The organism is Terriglobales bacterium, assembly GCA_035691485.1.
In the GTDB taxonomy this organism is placed as follows: Bacteria; Acidobacteriota; Terriglobia; order Terriglobales; family Acidobacteriaceae; genus JAIQGF01.
Genome location: DASSIZ010000083.1, coordinates 20,372 through 37,099 on the forward strand (window position 1 = coordinate 20,372; position 16,728 = coordinate 37,099).

17 protein-coding genes are annotated in these 16,728 nt (G+C 60.4%); 6 read left to right on the forward strand and 11 right to left on the reverse strand.

Annotated elements, in window-relative coordinates:
- Window positions 1-258: 258 nt before the first annotated feature.
- From VFI82_11545 to VFI82_11575, 7 genes are all read right to left on the reverse strand, one after another.
- The gene (locus tag VFI82_11545; GenBank protein ID HET7185310.1) at window positions 259-519 is read right to left on the reverse strand and encodes a hypothetical protein; all 261 of its coding nucleotides are present in this window, start codon (window positions 517-519) and stop codon (window positions 259-261) included.
- Window positions 519-851: a cytochrome C oxidase subunit IV family protein gene (locus VFI82_11550; protein HET7185311.1), complete on the reverse strand. Its 333-nt coding sequence runs from the start codon at window positions 849-851 to the stop codon at window positions 519-521. The genes VFI82_11545 and VFI82_11550 overlap by 1 nt, the downstream gene beginning before the upstream one ends.
- Before the next feature lie 7 nt (window positions 852-858).
- On the reverse strand, window positions 859-1,485 hold the full coding sequence (locus VFI82_11555; GenBank protein HET7185312.1) for a cytochrome c oxidase subunit 3: 627 nt from the start codon (window positions 1,483-1,485) through the stop codon (window positions 859-861).
- Between the two features lie 16 nt (window positions 1,486-1,501).
- Window positions 1,502-2,224 (reverse strand): cytochrome c oxidase subunit 3, encoded by a 723-nt coding sequence (locus VFI82_11560; GenBank protein ID HET7185313.1) that lies wholly within the window; start codon window positions 2,222-2,224, stop codon window positions 1,502-1,504.
- A 49-nt stretch (window positions 2,225-2,273) separates the two neighbouring features.
- A complete protein-coding gene (locus VFI82_11565) occupies window positions 2,274-4,061 on the reverse strand; it encodes a cbb3-type cytochrome c oxidase subunit I (protein HET7185314.1) in 1,788 nt (595 codons plus the stop codon).
- 2 nt (window positions 4,062-4,063) lie between these two features.
- Window positions 4,064-4,867, reverse strand: a complete 804-nt coding sequence (gene coxB / locus VFI82_11570) for a cytochrome c oxidase subunit II (GenBank protein HET7185315.1) — start codon at window positions 4,865-4,867, stop codon at window positions 4,064-4,066.
- Window positions 4,868-5,150: 283 nt separating this feature from the next.
- Complete coding sequence (locus VFI82_11575) at window positions 5,151-6,254, reverse strand: radical SAM protein (GenBank protein HET7185316.1); 1,104 nt, start codon at window positions 6,252-6,254, stop codon at window positions 5,151-5,153.
- A gap of 171 nt (window positions 6,255-6,425) precedes the next feature.
- Between VFI82_11575 and VFI82_11580 the strand changes: the two genes are divergently transcribed.
- The 4 genes from VFI82_11580 (at window position 6,426) to VFI82_11595 (ending at window position 9,561) form a co-directional block, all read left to right on the forward strand.
- Entirely contained in the window at window positions 6,426-7,022 is a 597-nt protein-coding gene (locus VFI82_11580) for a class I SAM-dependent methyltransferase (protein ID HET7185317.1), read from the forward strand.
- A gap of 139 nt (window positions 7,023-7,161) precedes the next feature.
- Window positions 7,162-7,662: a PaaI family thioesterase gene (locus VFI82_11585; GenBank protein HET7185318.1), complete on the forward strand. Its 501-nt coding sequence runs from the start codon at window positions 7,162-7,164 to the stop codon at window positions 7,660-7,662.
- Between the two features lie 133 nt (window positions 7,663-7,795).
- Window positions 7,796-8,752 carry a pyridoxal 5'-phosphate synthase lyase subunit PdxS gene (pdxS, locus tag VFI82_11590; protein HET7185319.1) on the forward strand — a complete coding sequence of 319 codons (957 nt, stop codon included), beginning with the start codon at window positions 7,796-7,798 and terminating at the stop codon, window positions 8,750-8,752.
- A 329-nt stretch (window positions 8,753-9,081) separates the two neighbouring features.
- A complete protein-coding gene (locus VFI82_11595) occupies window positions 9,082-9,561 on the forward strand; it encodes a carboxymuconolactone decarboxylase family protein (protein HET7185320.1) in 480 nt (159 codons plus the stop codon).
- A 323-nt stretch (window positions 9,562-9,884) separates the two neighbouring features.
- On the opposite strand, the gene VFI82_11600 is transcribed toward VFI82_11595, so the two are convergent.
- Window positions 9,885-10,361 carry a prepilin-type N-terminal cleavage/methylation domain-containing protein gene (locus tag VFI82_11600; GenBank protein ID HET7185321.1) on the reverse strand — a complete coding sequence of 159 codons (477 nt, stop codon included), beginning with the start codon at window positions 10,359-10,361 and terminating at the stop codon, window positions 9,885-9,887.
- A gap of 318 nt (window positions 10,362-10,679) precedes the next feature.
- Here VFI82_11600 and VFI82_11605 point away from each other — a divergent pair, with 318 nt between their 5' ends.
- Window positions 10,680-11,036, forward strand: a complete 357-nt coding sequence (locus VFI82_11605) for an STAS domain-containing protein (protein ID HET7185322.1) — start codon at window positions 10,680-10,682, stop codon at window positions 11,034-11,036.
- Between the two features lie 34 nt (window positions 11,037-11,070).
- Here VFI82_11605 and VFI82_11610 read toward each other — a convergent pair whose 3' ends face one another.
- Together VFI82_11610 and VFI82_11615 are read right to left on the reverse strand one after the other, a co-directional pair.
- Window positions 11,071-12,714 carry a diguanylate cyclase gene (locus tag VFI82_11610; protein ID HET7185323.1) on the reverse strand — a complete coding sequence of 548 codons (1,644 nt, stop codon included), beginning with the start codon at window positions 12,712-12,714 and terminating at the stop codon, window positions 11,071-11,073.
- Between the two features lie 317 nt (window positions 12,715-13,031).
- Window positions 13,032-13,292 carry a hypothetical protein gene (locus tag VFI82_11615; GenBank protein HET7185324.1) on the reverse strand — a complete coding sequence of 87 codons (261 nt, stop codon included), beginning with the start codon at window positions 13,290-13,292 and terminating at the stop codon, window positions 13,032-13,034.
- 51 nt (window positions 13,293-13,343) lie between these two features.
- On the opposite strand from VFI82_11615, the gene VFI82_11620 reads away from it, so the two are divergent.
- Complete coding sequence (locus VFI82_11620) at window positions 13,344-15,860, forward strand: heavy metal translocating P-type ATPase (GenBank protein ID HET7185325.1); 2,517 nt, start codon at window positions 13,344-13,346, stop codon at window positions 15,858-15,860.
- A 208-nt stretch (window positions 15,861-16,068) separates the two neighbouring features.
- Here the strand turns inward: VFI82_11620 and VFI82_11625 are convergent, their stop codons facing one another.
- Window positions 16,069-16,566, reverse strand: coding sequence for a TlpA disulfide reductase family protein (locus VFI82_11625; protein HET7185326.1), 498 nt, complete (start codon window positions 16,564-16,566; stop codon window positions 16,069-16,071).
- Between the last annotated feature and the right edge of the window lie 162 nt (window positions 16,567-16,728).

A 16,728-nucleotide genomic window follows, 5' to 3' on the forward strand; every position in this document is an offset into this window, starting at 1 on the left:
CCGCATGGCCCAAATCGGGCGAAGAGCACATCGCGAAGCGATATGTCCCCAAGTAGTTAGCCGTCCAACTTTGCATCCAGGCGGTCAGTTCCAGCATCATGGAGTGTAACAGTGAAACTGCGCTCGGCACCGAGTTCAAGCTGCCGGTCGGGGTGAGGTGAATTCAATGTATGAGGTTCTTCTCTTGGCGGCTTGGGTGCCCCTGGCCGGCTTTACCTTGGCCCTGTGTCTTGGCCCCGATAAGGAAAGCGAAACGTCCTACTCTGAATGACCGTCGACCACGGGCGCCTCGACCTCGTTCGCCCGCGGGTTGCGGTTATACCGGAAAGCAAATCCCACCAGTCCCAGCATGAGTCCGACAGGCGGCAGCAGCAGGGTAAGGACCGCGTGCGTGATGGCCTTCTGCCCGTTGTTGCTGGCGCCCTTCGCCGAGGTGTAGCACATGGCGCACCCCTGGCCGAATGCCGGTGCGGCGCCCAATGCCGCCAGCAACGCGAGACTGCACAGCCGCGAGCGCATTACCTCACTCCCAGGTCGATGATGCGAAATGCGTCGGCGAAGAAGACGCACATCAGCGCCAGGCAGACGCACAGCGCAACCATCATCACTCGCCGCATGCGCATGATCTCGTACTTCATGTGCATGAACCAGAGAATGATCAGCGCCGCTTTGATGATGGAAAGTCCCAGCAGTATGGACAGCATTCTTAACGGCTGCAGCTGTTCGTATGCCAGCAGGACCTCGATGCCGGTAATCACCAGCAGCACCGCCCACACGATGTAAAAAGGCGTGTGGCTGTGTCCGCGGTGCTTCAGCGCTTCGCGTTGTGCGATCAGTGCGTCGGTGCTCATGCCTCTCCTACTTAATCCTGGCAGACATCAGGTACACCAGCGGAAAAATGAACATCCACACCAGGTCCACGAAGTGCCAGTACAGGCCGCTGGTTTCAACGTCGTTGGAGGAAAACTTCTTGCCCATGCTGCGCAGCACAATGATTCCGAGCACTACCACCCCGATGGTCACGTGCAGCATGTGCAGCCCGGTCAGGGTAAAGAACGTGCCGCCGAATTGCGGCGCGCCCCAGGGATTTTTGCTCGGGGTCATGCCCTCGTGAATCAGCCCCATCCACTCGCGAATGTGGAGGATCACAAACATGGTCCCGCAGAACATGGTTGCCAGCAGCCAACCGATCGTGCCCTTTCGGTTTCCCAGGCTGGAGGCGGACACCGCCAGCACCATGGTTAGCGAACTGGTGAGCAGGAACCCGGTCATGATGGTGGCGTTGATGATGCTGCCGCTGTGAAACGGCGTCGGCCAGGTCGGGTTCGAGATACGTCCGTAGCTGTAGGCAAACAGCAGCGCTCCGAAGGTGAGTGAATCGGAGAGGATGAACAGCCACATCCCGATCTTGTTGGAATAAGTCTGGAACAGCGAGGGCTCAAACTCGGTGTGCGCTATACGCTGTCCCACGGCAACATCGGCCATTCTTTCCATCCTCCGCTTACGCCGCGAATTTCAGCAGCGCGAAAATGTACAGCCACAAAATCGCCATGAAGTGCCAATACCACGCGGTGACATCCACGACGATGCGTTTCCGCTCCAAGGGCCGCGAACGGAACACCGCGGCCAGCGCGTAGAGCAGCGCCAGCACTCCTCCCAGCAGGTGCACGCCGTGCATTCCGGTCAGCACGTAGAAGAACGAACTGCTGGGACTGCTGGAGACATAAAAGCCGCGCTTGCCCAGCTCATGCCATGCCAGCAGTTGCCCGGCAAGAAACCCGAAGCCGAGCACTACCGTGATCGGCAGCCAGGGCATGCCGCGGTCCGGTTCCTTGGCAATGCCAGGCATCTCCGTCACCGGCACAATCGCCGCCTTGGCAAACGCCGCTCGCCGCGCCATTTCGATGGTGAAGCTGCTCGCCAGCAAAATGCAGGTGTTCAGCAGCAGCAAGCCCATGGGCAGGCTGAGCGGCTTCCAGTCCGTGACATAGGCCTGCGTCGCCTGGTCGTAAGAACCGAGCCCCTGGCGCACGATGTAGGCGCTGGTGAAGGAGACGAACAGCATCACCACCGCCGCCAGGCCGACCATCAGCCCAAGGCGATACCGGCGCAGGCGCTCGCCGAAATCGGGATAGGGGTCGTCGCGCCCGCCGCCTCCGCCTCCGCCGTAGCGCGGAAAATCGATGACCGGTGGACGCCCCCCGCCGCCGGCTTTCGTTGTCACCGGTTTCTCGCGGACCCTCAATGTCGGCAAACTGCTCATAACCCCAACTTCAGTGAGATGTGCTGCCGGTCTGTGCCGGATCGGTCTGCATGATGAAATCGCGCGGCGCGCCGGGGACGCCGTACTCGTACGGCCCGTTATTCACCACCGGAATGTGTCCGCCGAAGTTGTCATGCGGCGGCGGCGACGGGATGGTCCATTCCAGCGTCGTGCACTCCCACGGATTCACCTCCGCCTTGGCGCCCTTGAACATGCTCCAGAACAGGTTGAACAGGAAAATGAACTGGGCGCTGATGGTGATGATGGCCGCGATGGTAATGAACTTCTCCACCGGCCAGAACTGGTGCAGGTACGCCACCTCGGTCAGCTGCGAGTAGCGCCGCGGACGCCCGGCGATTCCCTCGTAGTGCATGGGGAAGAAGATCGCGTACGCGCCGATGAAGGTAATCCAATAATGGATGTACCCGAGAGTGTTGTTCATCTTCCGGCCGAACATCTTGGGGAACCAGAAGTAGGTTGCGCCGAAGATGCCGAAGATGGCTGCCACGCCCATGATGAGGTGGAAGTGCGCGACCACGAAGAAAGTGTCGTGCAGCGGAATGTCGATCGCCGGTTGCGCCAGGAACGGACCGCTCAGCCCGCCGGAGACGAACAGCGAAACGAAGCCAATGGCGAACATCATGGGCACGGTAAAGCGAATCCGCCCCTTCCACATCGTGCCCAGCCAGTTAAACGTTTTGATGGCGGAGGGCACCCCGATGGCGATGGTCATCATGCTGAACGCCATGGCCGAATACGGGCTCATGCCGCTCATGAACATGTGATGGCCCCAGACGAAGAACCCGAGCACGCCGATGCCCAGCATGGCGTACACCATCGCCTTGTAGCCGAAGATGGGTTTGCGCGAAAACGTCGACAGGATTTGCGAGGTGACACCCATGCCCGGCAGAATGGCGATGTAAACCTCGGGATGTCCGAAGAACCAGAACAGGTGCTGCCACAGCAGCGGGGAGCCCCCGTTGTGCTTCACCATTTCGCCGCTCACCACCAGCCCGCCGGGAACGAAGAAGCTGGTGCCGAGATTGCGGTCCAGCAGCAGCAGGACACCGGCGGCCAGGAGAACGCCGAACGCCAGCAGGCCGAGTATGGCGGTCACGAACCAGGACCAGACCGTCAGCGGCAAGCGCATCATGGTCATGCCGCGGGCCCGCAGGTCCAAGGTTGTAGTGATGAAGTTCAGCGCGCCCAGCAGGGAAGCGATGCAGAACAGCGCGATGCTCGCGATCCACAAATCCTCGCCCAGCCCTTGTCCCGGACCGGCCGACGGGATTGCGCTCAGCGGCGCGTAGTTGGTCCAGCCTGACAGCGGCGCCCCGCCCTCGACAAAAAACGCGGCAATAATGGCGACAAACCCCAGGAACGTCGTCCAGAACGACATCATGTTGAGGATGGGAAACGCCATGTCCGGCGCGCCGATCTGGATGGGCAGCATGTAATTGCCAAAGCCGCCCTGCGGCGCGGTGGTGAGCACGAAAAACACCATGATGGTGCCGTGCATGGTCAGCAGCGCCAGGTAGGTTTCCGGCTTGATGTCGAAGCCCAGGACCTTGGCCCCAGGCCACACCAGGTGGATCCTCATCAGCAGCGACAGGAACATGCCGACGAAGACCGATGTCAGCGCCAGGAAGTAATACTGAAGCCCGATGACCTTATGGTCGGTGCTGAAGATGTATTTGCGGATGAAGCTGGTAGGCGCGGGATGAACGTGCACTCCTCCGTGCCCGTTCCCGCCGGCTTGCAAGGCGGAATCATGTTGGGGAGTTTCTGGATTTTGCATGGTTATTGTTTCTCCGCCAGGCGCAGTGCCGTCCAGGCGTCATAATCGTTCTGGCTGACCACCTTGAGAATGCCGTGCATTTTGTAGTGCCCGAGACCGCACAGTTCGGCGCACGCGATCTCGTAGTCGCCGATCTTGTCGGGAGTGAAGTGCATGTGAATCATCAGCCCGGGAACGGCGTCCTGCTTGAAGCGCATCGAGGGCACGAAAAAGCTGTGGATCACATCCTGCGAGCGCAGGATCACCTCCACTTCGCGATTCACCGGAACGTACATGGTGCCGGTGACGAAGTCGTCCTTGGAGGCGGGATCGGTGGAGTCCAGTCCCACCGCCGCTTCTCCGCCCGCCGAGGCGTCCACCAGCTCGGGTTTGGTGCGCCCGAATTTGCCGTCCGGCCCGGGATAGCGGAAATACCAGGCAAACTGCAGCCCGGAGACCTCCACCTGGACCGCGTTGGGCCTGGCCGGCTCGAAGCGCTCCGACGCCCACAGGTGAGCGCCGGTAATGGCCAGCCCGAAGAAGAGGACAGCGGTCAGCGCCGTCCACACCACTTCCAGCGTGGTGTTGCCGTGGGAGTAGGTGGCGGAGGCGCCGGGACGCTCGCGGTATTTCCAGGCAAACAGTCCCAAGCCGGCTTGCGCCGCGATGAACACGATGCCCATCGCAATCAAGGTGTATTGGAACTGCGAATCAAGGGCCGGCCCGCTCAGCGATGCCGCTGCCGGCCACCACCAGGTTTTCGCCACGAAGAAATAAGAACAAACAAATGTCAGGAGCCAGATGACAAATAACAGCGCAAGGCCCATCCTCGAACGCCCCCGTGCTGAAATGTTGATGTGTTCCCTAGGTCAGTTCGCCGGCCGAAAATTCCACCCCATCGGGATTTCGCGACCGCCGCGAAATATATCACACTGACCAGTGATGCTGCACACTCCAAGCTGTGACGCAAAATATTTCCCGCGGCGGAGTTGAAAATTGCAACAGCAGGAAAGCCGCGCTGGACGGAGTTTTTGGCCTGGACTCGTCGCAAAAAAAATGGCCGAGGCTTTCACCCCCGGCCACTGGAAACCCTAAACTCGAAACTGGTTTCTAGGCTTCCGCCATCTGCGGACGCCCGCTCCAGCCGTGCAGCCCCTGCTTCAGGATCCAGCGCACGACGTTGCGGTTGTTGTAGTAGTAGCCGAGCACGTACTGGCAGGTGGAGAGGCAGTGCGAGTTGCACACCTTCTTCATCTCGTCGAGCTCGCCGAAGTTGAACTTCGGTTCCCAGATCTTTCCCCAGTCGGTCTTTGCCGAGTACATGGGGAAGCACGGGGCCAGGGTGCCGTCGGTGCGGATCACGCAGGAGTTGTGGCCGGCGCGGCAGTTCCACGGATAGGTAATGCCGCGCATGAAGTCCTTCATCTTGCGCAGGTGGTCCTTGGAGTTCACCATGATGTACCCCTGCGCGTTTTTCTCGATCAGGTAGTCCAGCACCTCATCCACCGCCGGCCAGTCCTCCGGCCGGATGTAGGTGACGTTTTCGTTCAAGTGCTGGAAGTGCGGCTGCTCGATGTAAGGCGGCTCATTGATGTGCACGTCGCTGGAGATGCCGTTATCGTGGGCGATCTCGGTGAGCTGCTTGACGTCATCAAGGTTGTGCCGGCAGATGTTGGTGTTGAACACGATCATGTAGCCGTACTTGCGCTGCTGCTGCACCAGGTACTTGAACTGCTTCTCGATGCGCTTGAAGTTCTTCGCCAGTCCGGGCTTTTCATCGATGCTGTCCACCGCCAGGTTGATGGCCGCCACTCCGCGATCGCCGACCTTGTCGATGAAATCCTCGTTCATGAGGATGCCGTTGGTCGGCAGGTACACGAAGAAGCCGTTCTTGGTGCCGTAATCCACTACCTTGAGGATGAAGTCGCGGCGCAGCAGCGGTTCACCGCCCATGATCGCGATCACCCGGCAGCCCACCGCCTTCAGCCAGTCAATCGACTGGATGGCGGTTTCCTCGGTCATGCCTTTCACTTTGTTGTTAAACGCCCAGCAGTAGTGGCAGTCCACGTTGCATTTCCACTCTGTGAACAGGTACGACAGCAGGGGACGGAACTGGTCGTTCATTACTCGCGACTGCACGTACGGCACGAACCACCGCCGGAAAGCGCGCACAAAGTTGTTCGCGTGATAGCTTCCGGTCTGTAACTCCGGCATTGAGCCTCCTTGCGAAGTGATACATTGGGACCACGGTCGTCCCGAAAGCGTTTAAGATAGTCAACCCCGGCGCTTAGATTAAATAAAATTATGCGGCGTGGGGCTATGGCCCACATCGTATTGACCGGATAACGCATTGAACTGCCGTGGGTTGCAGCGAACGGAGCGAGTATGCGGGAAATTGCCAGGCAACAGGAAGACGAGCGGCAGGATTGGAACCGCCGCTACCAGGAAGAGTCGCACGGCGCCTTCGAGCCCGACCCCTTCCTGCTCAGCGCCTACGACGAATATATCCAGCCCACTTTCGCCAAGGGAGGCAGCGCGCTGGATCTCGCCGGCGGCACCGGCCGTCACGCCATCTGGCTGGCCGAACTGCGCTGGAAAGTCACCGTCGTGGACATCTCCGAAGTCGCCTTTGAGAAGGCGCAGCGCAAGGCGGAAGAGCGCGGCGTCAAAATCAACTTCCTGGTCCGCGACCTCCGTTCCTTCGATCCCGGGGAAGAGAAGTATGACCTGGTACTCGTCTTCTTCTACCTGCAGCGCGATCTTTATCCCGCGCTGGTCAAGGCGCTCAAGCCGGGAGGCCTGCTGATCTACAAGACTTACACGGAAGAGCACAAAACGAAACACGCCAAGACCGTTCGCCATCCCGAGTACTACTTGCAGGAAAACGAGCTGCTGCACACCTTCTTGCGCCTGCGAATTCTCCACTACGCCGAAACGGTCGAAGAAAAAGGCGTGGCGGAGTTAGTGGCGCAAAAGAGGTAGTTTCGCGTTTCGCGTTTCGCGTTTCACGTCGTACAGCTCGGCGCGAACTTTGAAAACCGCACAACGTGAAACGTGAAACCTTGAAACGTAAAACTTGAAAACACTGCTTCCGCTGTTCGTTCAAGATCATCTTGAACCCATGCCAAAACGCCCCGTCCACGGTCACGTGCACCACAAGCATCCGGCGCTGAAACAGCATCCCGCGCTGCGCAAAAACTACTGCTTCGGATGCGGCAAGGACAATGCAGAGGGCATGCGCCTGAAGTTCGTGCATGACGAGAACAGCCAACGTTTCGTCGCGCATTTTCGCCTCGGACGCCGCTTTACGGGACCGCCGCGGCACGCCCACGGCGGCATTATTGCGGCCATCCTCGATGAGGCCATGTCCAAGCCTTCACGGCTGCGCAACGTGCTGGCGCCAACGATAGAGTTAAACGTGCGCTACCTGAAGCCGGTTCCGCTGGGAGCCCGGTTGACCGCCTCCGGATGGGAGGTGCGCGTGCGCGGACGCCAGCACTTGCGCGCCGCCGAGATTCGCAACGAACGCGATGAACTGCTGGCGACTGCGCGCGGTAAGTTCAAGGCCGTGGATGCGGAGCGGATGATGAGCAAGTTCCTCAGCCGCGGGAGAGGAAAATAGCTCTGCAGGGAGAACTGCGGAACTGCCGAATTGCCGAATTTCAATTCCACGCTTCGGCAGTTCGTTAATTCGGCAAATGCTCCCAGGCGGGTTAAAATAGAGGGTTCCAGGTTACATACGAAGTGAGGTAAGCATGTCGGACAACAATGGCAGCAGCGGCCTGCGGCTCAAGACCGGGCTGGCTGAAATGCTCAAGGGCGGCGTGATCATGGATGTCATGAGCGCGGCGCAGGCGGAAGTTGCGGAAAAGGCCGGCGCCGTTGCGGTCATGGCGCTGGAGCGCGTGCCGGCCATGATCCGGGCCACTGGCGGGGTCGCGCGCATGGCCAATCCCAAACTGATTCGCGAGATCATGGACACGGTGTCCATCCCGGTCATGGCCAAGTGCCGCATCGGCCATTTCGCCGAAGCCCAGGTATTGCAGGAGCTCGGCGTCGACTACATTGATGAGTCCGAGGTTCTCACTCCCGCCGACGAAGCCAACCACGTCGACAAGCACGCCTTCAAGGTCCCCTTTGTTTGCGGCGCGCGTAATCTCGGTGAAGCCTTGCGCCGCATCGCCGAGGGCGCGGCCATGATCCGCACCAAGGGCGAGGCCGGCACCGGTGATGTGGTGCACGCGGTCAAGCACATGCGCCAGATTGTCAGCGAACTGCGCCAGCTCACCGTGATGGGTGACGACGAACTTTACACCGCCGCCAAGAACCACCAGGCGCCCTATGAACTGGTGCGCATGGTTGCCAGGGCAGGGAAGCTGCCGGTGCCGAATTTTTCTGCCGGTGGCATCGCCACACCGGCCGACGCGTCGCTGATGATGCAGCTCGGCGCCGAATCCGTGTTCGTTGGTTCCGGCATTTTCATGAAGGATGGCACTACGCCGCTTGAGGTCGGATACGAGAACGGGCGCTTCAAGGATCCGCAAGAGCGCGAGGATGCTGAGCTTCGCGCCAAGTCGATTGTCGTCGCCACCACTCACTACAACGATGCCAAGATCGTACTGGAGGCCAGCACCCAGGCGAAGACAGCCATGAAGGGCCTGGCCGTGGCTGCCATCGAAGCATCGCAACTGCTGCAGACGCGCGGCTGGTAAGAACTTTTTTGACCTCAGGGGCACGGCGGCGCTGATCGGGAAAATTGCTACAGGTCCAAGTTCGCTTGGGCACAGCTGCATCCCGTCGACCGGAAACGTGTGGTTCGTCTCGATGTCTGCCAACAGGAACGAACCTGGATTCAGAAACTCAGTCACTCTTGTCGTATCCCGTCGGCTCGCATCCGCGATTGCGACTCCGGTGTTACTGAACGAAAAATCTTGGAGGATTAACGTGGGGTTGACGAATCGGGAAATCGGGGACCGACATCCAAAAAATGAATGAGCGCTTTCGATGTACGCAGCCGAATCGATCGGTCTAAGGAGGATACATGGAAGCACGTTTCAACTATGTCAAAGCGGCCCCGGGAGTATTCAAAGCCATGCTTGGTTTGGGACAGTATCTTCACGAATGTGGCATAGAAGGAACTCTGCTCAACCTGGTCTACCTGCGCGCATCGCAGATCAACGGCTGCGCGTACTGTCTGGACATGCACTGGAAGGACTTGCGCGCGAGCGGAGAAAACGAGCAGCGCTTGTATTCGTTGGATGCCTGGCGCGAATCTCCGTTCTATACGGATCGCGAGCGCGCTGCCCTGGCGTGGACCGAAGCTCTTACGCTGATCACCCATGGCCACGTGCCGGACGAGATCTACGACGATGTACGTCAACACTTCAATGACAAGGAATTGTCGGATCTCACTTTGGCTGTCGTGACCATCAATGGCTGGAACCGTTTCAACATTTCAGCAAGGGCAGTTCCTGGCGATTATCAGCCGGCAAAGCCGCACCCGGTGGAAAAGAGCGCGTAAATATGCGTCCGCGGGCCGCGCTTTTCTGCTAGGGCGTTCTCAATGAAACTCTCACGCAATACCGTCTCAATCACGGGCTCAAGGCTTCCTCTAAAGGGGAAGCCTATTTCCTGACCCTGAGGGCTGTGTGCTACGCGGTATCAGCTACCGCTGAGAGCAGGAGCTCAAATTAAAGAGCACCAGATTGCTCCGGTGCTCCCCGGCTCGTACCCTCCCCCCAGGTACTTCGCCATACTTGAGGCGCTTACGCGGCATGAGCAAAGAGGGAGCGCGTGCCGAAATCCCGAGGCCGTAGGCCGAAGGATCTTATAAATCAGCTCAGACTACTGCAGCGGGCTGTCGCTGGCGCTGGCGGTCTGGCTGACGTTGAAGCGAATCACGCCCGACTGGTCGGTGAAGAAGTGCCGTTGACCGGTCTGCGAGTTCTGCGGGTCGCCGTTGACGGTGTAGATCGTCGCTGCGCCGCCGCCGCTGGGGGCGCCGCTGGTTACGACTGAAAACACATAGCCGCTCTTGGTGCCGCTGGCCAACACGGAATCCAGCAAGCCGGCGCCGGTATCACCAACCGAGCCTGAGCTTGGTGGCCCAAGGTGAGCCAAGGTGGCAAAGCCGTGGTTCGGATAGGTGGAAGCAAAGGTGACTTCCGCGGTGTTGATGGTGCGAGCCGAGCCCACCGCTGACGCTTCATTCGCGGCAATTCGCGAACGCAGCAGGTTAGGAATCGCGATCGCGGCGATAATCAAAATGATCGCGACTACGATCAGCAATTCGATCAGTGAGAAACCCTTCTGTTTGCGCATGGAAATCCTGTCTCCTTGAGAGCAATTATTCCGGATTATGCGCTGGATCGGTGCAATTGCGACGCCATTGGGCTGGCCCGAATTACCAGAATGGAAACGGTTCTAATCCGGCCACTTACGTTATGGCCATGCTCCGCATCTGGCACCTCGGTAACGGCGCTAAGGTGGAGTCGAGTTGTCGCCGTTGTCACGGAGTGTCACTGCGGCGTGACGGTATTTGTCGTTCTGTCCGCCTCCAAAGCCGCTTCCCGATCAGTGCTAAACTAGGCTGCAGGTCGGCTTCTTGTGGGGCTCCGGCGTTTCAGCCGGGAGGGTGGCATGTCTTCCGATGCGGTCTCTTCCATTCGTCGCTTGCGTTTTCACACCACCCAGACCGGAAATGAAATCGTAATTCGCTGCACCGGCCGCCTTACCTCGCAATACACCGACGAGTTGCGCCAAGAGTTCATGCGCGTGCTGCCCGGGGCCCGGCGCATCGTTCTCGACCTCACTGATCTCCGCCACATGGACAGCTCCGGGCTTGGCACCCTGGTGCGTCTGTACGTATCCGCCAAGTCGGCGCGCTGCGAATTGCAACTTGTCAACCTCAACCAGCGCATTCGCGACCTGCTCGGCCTTGCCAACCTGTTGTCGCTGTTCACCGCCTGCGGTCAGTACATGACCAAGCTTCCTTAAGCCTGAGCTGGGATTGAATTCGCCACGAATGGGCTTAACGGACGGCGGAGGCCGCGGAACTGGCTGCGTTTTGTGAAACTGCTGCGACGGCGCGCGGGAAATAAACCGTAAACGTGGTCCCTTGACCGGGGACGCTGTCTACCGCGATGTAGCTGCCGGTCTGCTTCACCACGCCATACACGATGGCCAGCCCCAACCCTGTGCCCTCACCGGCGGACTTGGTGGTAAAGAACGGCTCGAAGATGTGCGCCTTCACTTCCTCGCTCATTCCCACCCCGGTATCGGAAACGGCCAGGCTGACGTAGCTGCCCGGGCGCGAGCCGGGATTCTCGCTCACGAAGGCGTCATCCAGTACGGCATTTCCGGTGCGGATGGTGATGCTGCCGCCCTCCGGCATGGCGTCGCGCGCATTGATCACCAGGTTCATGATCATTTGTTCGATCTGGCTGGGATCGGCGCGCGTCGTGTCCAGGTCATTGGCCAGTTCGAACGCTGCCTGATGCGCACCGCTCAGCAGCGATCGAATCATGTTGTCCATGCCGGAAACGATCTTGTTCAGGTCAACGCGATGGTCCGGGTCGGGTGGCTGCTTGCGGGTAAACGACAGCAGCTGCCGCGTCAGCGTCGCCGCCCGCTGTGCCGCGCTGTCGATCTCCTCTACTTTGTCGCGCAGCGCGTCGCCGGCCGGAATGTAGTCCAGCAGCAGCTCGCTGTATCCCCGGATCACCGTCAGCAGGTTATTGAAATCGTGCGCCACCCCGCCCGCCATGTGACCGACCGTGACCATCTTCTGCTGTTGTTCCAGCGCGGCTTGGGCGGCGCGCACCTGCTGCTCCGCGTTGCTTGTATGCTTGTCCGCGTACAGCGCCCGGTCGGCCCGGGCCAACAACTCGTTGGCAGTGTCGCCATCCCGGCTCTCGGCCCAGCCCGCCGCGAAAGTAATGTCGATCTTTGTGCCCAGGTGCTCGATGTACAGGTCGCGCAGGTGCATCAATGCCTTGGGAACGTTTTCCGCCGAACACTCCGGCAACACGACCATGAATTCGTCCCCGCCCATTCGCACTGGCAGGTCGGAGGAACGGAAGCCGCGCTTCAGGTGACGCGCGAACTCCTGCAGCGCGGCATCTCCGGCGGCGTGTCCGTGCTGGTCATTGATCGACTTGAAGCCGTTCAGGTCCAGCATCAGCACGGTCAAGGGATAGCCCTGGCGCGCGGCGCGGGCAATTTCGATCGGCAGGTGTTCGGTGGCGAAGCGCCGGTTATAGAGTTCGGTGAGCGGATCGGCGATCGCCAGCTTTTCGAAAGCCTCGGCCCGCGTCTCCAGCGCCGCCATCTCCGCCAACTGCGCTGCCAGCTGCACCCGCAGCCGCTTAATCAGGACTTGCTGATACACCACGAATACGCTGAATACCACCACCAGCCCCAGCAGTCCGCGCGCTGCCAGGTCCAGTTGCACCCAGTAAAAGGAATTTTCCTCGTGCAGTACGCCCGGGAAGCTCAGCGAAAGGATTCCGAACGTGAGCAGCAGCATCACCAGCACTGCGCCGCCCCACAGCCACCAGTCCTGGCTTTCCAGCCGCCGCAAACGGAGTCGGATGTCGTCCAGGCTCACGGCGGCAGAGTCGCTTTGCACGCCGGTAAGCGTACGTCCTTGCTCGCGTTGGACTTGTTGGTTCACCCTCTTTTGACGAAAATATAACCCAATCACCCGCCGGCGAAACTCTTTTTGGCAGTGGCAGTTAGGGTTCGGGGGGCGACGAAACGGTAATCCTGGCGAGGGTTTAATTGGTGCCTGGCGGCGGGGCGTAATTCTTTCCCCGGCTCTGGCAAAAGCTACCTAATAAAAAATTCAGCCGCCGACTAAGTCGCGTGCTATCAGTGTGCGCCGTTGGCATGGAGGTTGCTTTGAGAAAGGACAGACGAAGTGGCGCGCAACAGGGGCGCTCTCGAGAATAACTTTCGGCCAGAGAGTTTCTTGAGCGCCCCTTTGCATTTCTAGGCCAACCGGAGTTTCTCCGTCACATCGATTCCCGCCTGCCGCAGCAGCGCCGCCACCGAGTCTTCTGTCAACCTGGTAGCGTCGTATTCTACGCGCAAAGTTCTTTCGCTTTCGTTGAAGACAATCCGCCGGATTCCATAGACGTCGCGCACGCTTTCGATGGCGCGCATCTCCGCCGTTCCCGGCGCCTTGCCGTATTGAAATGCCACTTCCACCGCTGTCAAGGCTTCCCTCGAAACCAGAAGTTGCGAATACACTGCATATTCGGTTGAATCTAACTATAGCAGCCGACATCTGGAAACCTGGGCATGACCGAAGGCTCCCCAACAAGCGCGCTGGTGACCGATCCCGTCTGCGGCATGAGTGTCGATCCCGCTCGCGCCCGCGCCCGCGCCGATCACCAGGGCCGCACTTATTATTTCTGCTGCCCCGGGTGCGCCCAGAAGTTCAGCGCCGATCCGCAAAAGTATTTGAGCAAGCCCTCGGGCCTGGTGAATCTCTCGCCCCCCACGCCATCGCCAAAAGCCGGAGGATTGGTGACCCTTGGTGCCGGCGCCCCGGCGAAAGGTCCTGCCGACCGTCAGCCGTCGGCCCTCGACCAGAAACAAACGTACATCTGCCCCATGGATCCCGAAGTCCGGCAGCAAGGGCCGGGGGCGTGCCCCAAGTGCGGCATGGCGCTGGAGCCCGAAACCATCTCCGCTTCCGCTACAAAAACCGAGTGGGTCTGCCCCATGCACCCGGAGATTGTTCGCGACCAACCAGGCGCCTGCCCTATTTGCGGCATGGCGCTGGAGCCGCGCACCGTCGAGTCCGCCGAGCCCGATAATCCCGAGCTTCGCGATATGACGCGCCGCTTCTGGATCTCGCTCGCGCTTACTCTCCCGCTGCTGGTCATCGCCATGGGACACATGTTGCCCTCGCTGGCGCACGCGTTTCCGCGCTGGTTGCTGACCTGGGGCGAGTGCGCCCTGGCAACGCCGGTGGTGCTCTGGGGAGGATGGCCCTTCTTCCAGCGCGCGTGGGCCTCGGTGAAAAACCGCCACGCCAACATGTTTACGCTGATCGGCATGGGGGTCGGCGTCGCCTACTTCTACAGCGTGATCGCGACCATCGCGCCCGGCATTTTTCCCGACGCCTTTCGCGAGCACGGCATCGTCAACGTTTACTACGAAGCTGCTGCGGCCATCACTACCCTCGTCCTCCTCGGACAAGTCCTGGAGCTACGCGCGCGCAGCCGCACCTCGCTGGCCATCCGCGCCCTGCTCAACCTCTCGCCGAAGATGGCGCGCCGCGTCAATCCTGACTCCAGCGAGACCGACGTTGCCATCGAACAGGTTCATCCCGGCGATCTGCTGCGCGTCCGTCCCGGCGAAAAAGTCCCGGTGGACGGAATCGTTACCGAAGGCGCCGGCACGCTGGATGAATCCATGATCAGCGGCGAGCCGATGCCGGTGGAGAAAACTGTGGGCGCGCGCGTCATCGGCGCCACCATCAACGCGCAAGGATCGTTCATCATGCGCGCCGAGCGGGTTGGCAGCGAGACGCTGCTGGCGCAGATCGTGCGCATGGTTGCCGAGGCGCAGCGCAGCCGCGCTCCTATCCAAAGAATCGCCGACCGGGTGGCCGCCTACTTCGTGCCCGCCGTCGTTACCATCGCGGCGATTTCATTTCTCGCCTGGGCCGTTGCCGGGCCGCAACCGCGACTCGCCTACGCCCTCGTCAATGCCGTCGCCGTTCTCATCATCGCCTGCCCTTGCGCCCTCGGACTCGCCACCCCCATTGCCATCATGGTCGCCACCGGCCGCGGCGCCACCGCGGGCGTGCTGATCAAGAATGCCGAGGCGCTGGAGATTCTGGAAAAAGTGGACACCCTCGTGGTCGATAAAACCGGCACCCTCACCCAGGGCAAACCGGCCGTGGTCTCGCTGGTAGCCGCGAACGGCCAGGATGAGCCCGAATTTCTCCGCCTCGTCGCCGCCTTGGAACGCTCCAGCGAACACCCGCTCGCTTCCGCGGTGGTGAAGGCCGCCGAAGAAAGAAAGCTGCAGCTGTCGAACGCGGAAAATTTCCGTGCGATTACCGGCAAAGGTGTCGTTGGCCGCGTCGAGGGAAGGGAAGTCGTCGCCGGAAACGAGCGGCTCTTCGAGGAGCTGCATTTGATCGGCTGCGCCGACTTAATTGCCCGTAGCGAACAGCTTCGCCGCGACGGTCAAACTGTCATCTTCGTCGCCATCGACCGGCGTCCCGCCGGATTGCTCGGCATCACCGACCCCATCAAGGGCTCTACTCCGGAAGCGATTCGCGCCCTCAACCGCGACGGCCTGCACATTGTCATGCTGACCGGAGACAGTCGTGCTACCGCCGAAGCGGTGGCGCGCCATCTCGGTATCGCCGAATTCGAAGCCGAGGTGCTGCCCCAGCGCAAACTCGAAATCGTCAAGCGCCTGCAACAAGAGGGACGCACCGTCGCCATGGCCGGCGACGGAATCAACGACGCTCCCGCCCTCGCCCAGGCCAACGTCGGCATTGCCATGGGCACCGGCACCGATGTCGCCATGGAAGCAGGCGCCATTACTCTGATCAAGGGCGATCTGCGCGCCGTGGTGCGCGCCCGGCGCCTCAGCCGCGCCACCATGCGCAACATCCGCCAGAACCTGTTCTTCGCCTTCGTCTACAACTCGCTCGGTGTGCCCATCGCCGCCGGCGTGCTCTATCCATTCTTCGGAATCCTGCTCAGCCCCATCCTTGCCGCCGCCGCCATGAGCTTCAGCTCCGTCTCCGTCATCTCGAACTCGCTCCGCCTGCGCAACGTGCGCCTGTAGCATCGCGCCGATTAACTCGAAATTGAAGTTTGTCATCCCGAGCGAGCGCGAACGGCCGCGACCGTCGAGAGCGGGTTCGTGAGCGCGAGTCGAGGGACCCTACTCCGCCCGTACGATCGGAACTGTTGGAAGGCAGCTCATTCGAGGGCCGCGATGAAGGGAGGCTTATTGCCGTTGCCAACTCTAACAACTCAAAAATTCAAAATACCTACATCCTGCTCAAGTACGACACAATTTCCGGCTGGTTCCAGTCAATCGCGCCGATAAACTTCCGCCGCACTTTACCGTCGCGATCGATCACGTACGTCTCCGGGAACTTGAACGTGCCGTATAGCGCATTCGACTTCTGGTTGGGATCGCGCACCGCCAGCAAGTCCACGCCGTGGTCTTTCAAAAATTTCTTGTAAGCATTCTCGTCCACGTCCACGCTCACTGCCAGCACGGTTACTCCCTTGTCTTTCAGGCGCGACTGCATCTGCACCAGCGACGGCATCTCCTCGACACATGGCGGGCACCATGTCGCCCAGAAATTCAGCACTACCACCTTGCCCCTGAAATCGTGCAGTGCTACCGCCCGGGAGGTGTCCTGGATGGAAAAATCCGGCGCCGCCTCGCCGATCCGCGGCGGTCGCGAGCCACTGTAGCATCCGTTCAGCAGCGTCGCCGCCAGGACAAGAATTCCGACAACTGTCTTCCGGCCTCTCACGCTGCCATCATACGACAGCCTTCGCCCGCTGCTTTCCGCCTCTTGTCACCCTGACCTGTGACCGGCTCACATAGGAGCTTTCTCCCGCGGCTCGTAATCATTTAGGAGTTTTGTTTTCAATATTTTGCGTGTAACTGCTTTGAACTCAAGGATCTGCCGGCC

Bases quoted from the DNA above. Each gene is read 5' to 3' on its own strand.
- VFI82_11545 (HET7185310.1), bottom strand. From the start codon at position 519: ATGCGCTCGCGGCTGTGCAGTCTCGCGTTGCTGGCGGCATTGGGCGCC.
- VFI82_11555 (HET7185312.1), bottom strand. From the start codon at position 1,485: ATGGCCGATGTTGCCGTGGGACAGCGTATAGCGCACACCGAGTTTGAG.
- coxB (HET7185315.1), bottom strand. From the start codon at position 4,867: ATGGGCCTTGCGCTGTTATTTGTCATCTGGCTCCTGACATTTGTTTGT.
- VFI82_11575 (HET7185316.1), bottom strand. From the start codon at position 6,254: ATGCCGGAGTTACAGACCGGAAGCTATCACGCGAACAACTTTGTGCGC.
- VFI82_11605 (HET7185322.1), top strand. From the start codon at position 10,680: ATGTCTTCCGATGCGGTCTCTTCCATTCGTCGCTTGCGTTTTCACACC.
- VFI82_11620 (HET7185325.1), top strand. From the start codon at position 13,344: ATGACCGAAGGCTCCCCAACAAGCGCGCTGGTGACCGATCCCGTCTGC.
- VFI82_11595 (HET7185320.1), top strand. From the start codon at position 9,082: ATGGAAGCACGTTTCAACTATGTCAAAGCGGCCCCGGGAGTATTCAAA.
- VFI82_11580 (HET7185317.1), top strand. From the start codon at position 6,426: ATGCGGGAAATTGCCAGGCAACAGGAAGACGAGCGGCAGGATTGGAAC.
- VFI82_11550 (HET7185311.1), bottom strand. From the start codon at position 851: ATGAGCACCGACGCACTGATCGCACAACGCGAAGCGCTGAAGCACCGC.
- VFI82_11600 (HET7185321.1), bottom strand. From the start codon at position 10,361: ATGCGCAAACAGAAGGGTTTCTCACTGATCGAATTGCTGATCGTAGTC.
- VFI82_11585 (HET7185318.1), top strand. From the start codon at position 7,162: ATGCCAAAACGCCCCGTCCACGGTCACGTGCACCACAAGCATCCGGCG.
- pdxS (HET7185319.1), top strand. From the start codon at position 7,796: ATGTCGGACAACAATGGCAGCAGCGGCCTGCGGCTCAAGACCGGGCTG.
- VFI82_11565 (HET7185314.1), bottom strand. From the start codon at position 4,061: ATGCAAAATCCAGAAACTCCCCAACATGATTCCGCCTTGCAAGCCGGC.